Raw genomic sequence first — 2,542 nt, forward strand, 5'->3', positions numbered from 1 at the left:
CAATATTCGGGTTATAGTTCATCTATTAATACGGGACCTTTTTATAGTATCTTCTTGTGGAGAGTGGGTGGTTCCTTTGTTCTTCTAGATGGCAACTTACTCGTTCGAGAAAAGTTGCTAGGGATAGAGTATTGGACAAGTAGTCTCATGGGACAAGGGACCTGTCCCCTCGTCCCATTATTCGGGGAAACCATTGAAGTAAAAGGAAATTACAAAAGTATACTCAAGTACAAAGCGGTGATTATGCTTGGTCCCCCCTATGATCAGAGTTCATATTTACAAAGGGGTAGGAGATCAATTAAATTTTAGAAACGTTTTCTGCTTGAGAGCCACGTTGTCCTTTTAGAATATCAAATTGTACGCGTTGCCCTTCATCAAAGGATTTAAAACCATCACCAGTAATCTTTACTATTGTTATGTAAATAAAAATGGTTTCCTGGTCTGGAAACCATTTTTGTAGTTGACCAAATGGTGTTACCAATTCGTTTTTCTCTTTTACGTAAAGAAGATAAACAATTACTATTCACTGTCTCAGTAGATGTAAAAAATTCTTAAAGATAGAGGTGAGATTGATTGTTTTTTCTTCTAGAAATAATGACTTAGATAATATATTGTATACCGAAAACAATGAAAGCCATACCTCTCTTTCATCCTTACGGCTCCTTGTCCGTGCCAGTGTGAATCAGGATTGCAAAAATCAAGTGACTATTTTATCGAGTTATTTGATGAAACTTCAAACGTTCGTAAAAGAAATTTAAATAATAAAAATGGATTAGATTGTAGAAATAACAAAAGAGGTTAATGCTCTAAAGGTGAGTTGGAGAAGTTGAATGTCTTTGAAATGATTTCCTTTTTATAATAAACATATTCCCAAAAAATTCAGGATATTTTCGGGAGATGTAATACATTATCTTAAATTAACCTTAACAGAAACTTTTTATTTGATTTTCAGTAATCCCTTTAATTAATCCCAGTTCACTAATCAAAAATTCATGTGCGTTATCTAACATTTTTTTTTCGCTTGTATTAAGTGCTTTTTCTTTCTTCATCCGAATTAAATCACGTACAACTTCAGTACATTCTTGTATTTTACCCGTTTTTATTTTGTCCGTGTTCACTTTATACCTTTGTTTCCACGGCAGTAATCTATCTGATTCTCCATGATGAAAAATGTTTATGATGTGTTTTAATGCAATTATGTCAGTAACAGGGCGTATACTTGAACTCAATATTTTACCCGTAGGAATCATGACTTGCATATTACCGATTAACATTTTTATGACATAATACTGTTGTTTTCCCCCTGAGATTTCCTTTTCTTCTATGGCTTTAATTATACCTACTCCGTGCATTGGATAAACAATGTTATCGCCAATTTGAAACAAATAATCCACCTCCATATATGGTAACCTTCTTAACCTTAACATATATATTATTTTTTATCAAATTTTTAATTTTATCATAAATTTATTTTCAGTGTCAACTACTTTTTCTTTAAAAATCAGAAAAAGCAAAAACAATAGGAATCGTGTCGGATTACCAATAAAGGGAAGGTTAATTTTCCCGCGTATATACTGAAACCTCTACTAACCTTAATATTATTATTCTATATAAAACCTTCCTGTGCAAATAACACAAAAAGCGACTGCCTTGTTCAGCAATCGCTACCCGTTTGTTTAAGTGTAATTCTTCACAATCTTTAAATTAATTTTAAGTAAAGTAAAATTATTCTTGGAAAAATCGCAAGTGAAAAATCGGCTAATTACTCTAAATTAAACTTTACATCTAATCTTAAAACTGGTCATCTTTTTATAAATCAGAAATTCATATCTCTTGGTGAATTGGTAAATAATATCCAAGAGGTGACAGAATGGAAAAGATAAATTAAAACTCACATCTTCCGAAATAGGAACTTTGTGGGGAGAGTATGTAAATGGAACAGCTGTTGATATTGTAAATAGATATATGATTTCTATTATTGAGGACGAGTCAATAAAAGCAATTTTTAAGGATGCTATCAAGACTTTCGAAAAGCAAAAGCAACAAATGGTTGCTTTTTTGGAGAACGAGAAATTTCCTATTCCCATTGGATTTACTGAATCCGACCTTTTTAAAGGTAAACCGAGATTGTTCACTGATATTTTTTGCTTAAATTATTTACACATTATGGCTTTACACGGTTTGCTAGGACACTCCACTTCATTGGCTGTTTCTGTCAGAGAGGACTTAAGGTTTTTTTACGACTCGTGCGATAACGATGGGAAAAGGATGTATCATCAAACAATTGATTTATTGCTTGAAAAAGGAAGTTTTCAGAGAGACCCTTTATTTTATCCTGCTGAAAACCCTGAATATGTTTCCAGCCAAGATTTCACAGATGGATTTTTCGGAAAGGGTAGAACGTTAGCAGCGACAGAAATCATAAGTATTTCTTTCAACCTAAAGAAAAGTATTATGGCAAAAACTCTTGCAATTGCATTTAGTCAAGTCACACAAACAAAAGAAGGAAGAAAATTTTTCGAGTATGCTGAAAAAATAGCTA

General features: G+C 32.5%; 4 protein-coding genes. 2 read left to right on the forward strand and 2 right to left on the reverse strand.

The window, feature by feature from the left end; all coding sequences use genetic code 11:
- On the forward strand, positions 1–309 hold a 309-nt coding region (locus J7E66_RS26835), incomplete at its 5' end, for a hypothetical protein (RefSeq protein WP_215005778.1).
- On the opposite strand, the gene J7E66_RS26840 is transcribed toward J7E66_RS26835, so the two are convergent.
- Both J7E66_RS26840 and J7E66_RS26845 read right to left on the reverse strand, forming a co-directional pair.
- Positions 299–481 (reverse strand): cold shock domain-containing protein, encoded by a 183-nt coding sequence (locus tag J7E66_RS26840; RefSeq protein WP_215005781.1) that lies wholly within the window; start codon positions 479–481, stop codon positions 299–301. The two genes, J7E66_RS26835 and J7E66_RS26840, sit on opposite strands and share 11 nt — an antisense overlap.
- Positions 482–923: 442 nt before the next feature.
- Positions 924–1,385 carry a CarD family transcriptional regulator gene (locus tag J7E66_RS26845; protein WP_215005784.1) on the reverse strand — a complete coding sequence of 154 codons (462 nt, stop codon included), beginning with the start codon at positions 1,383–1,385 and terminating at the stop codon, positions 924–926.
- Between the two features lie 529 nt (positions 1,386–1,914).
- On the opposite strand from J7E66_RS26845, the gene J7E66_RS26850 reads away from it, so the two are divergent.
- The coding region (locus J7E66_RS26850; RefSeq protein WP_251033156.1) for a DUF3231 family protein at positions 1,915–2,542 on the forward strand (628 nt) is incomplete at its 3' end.

This window comes from Bacillus sp. ISL-7, from assembly GCF_018613065.1.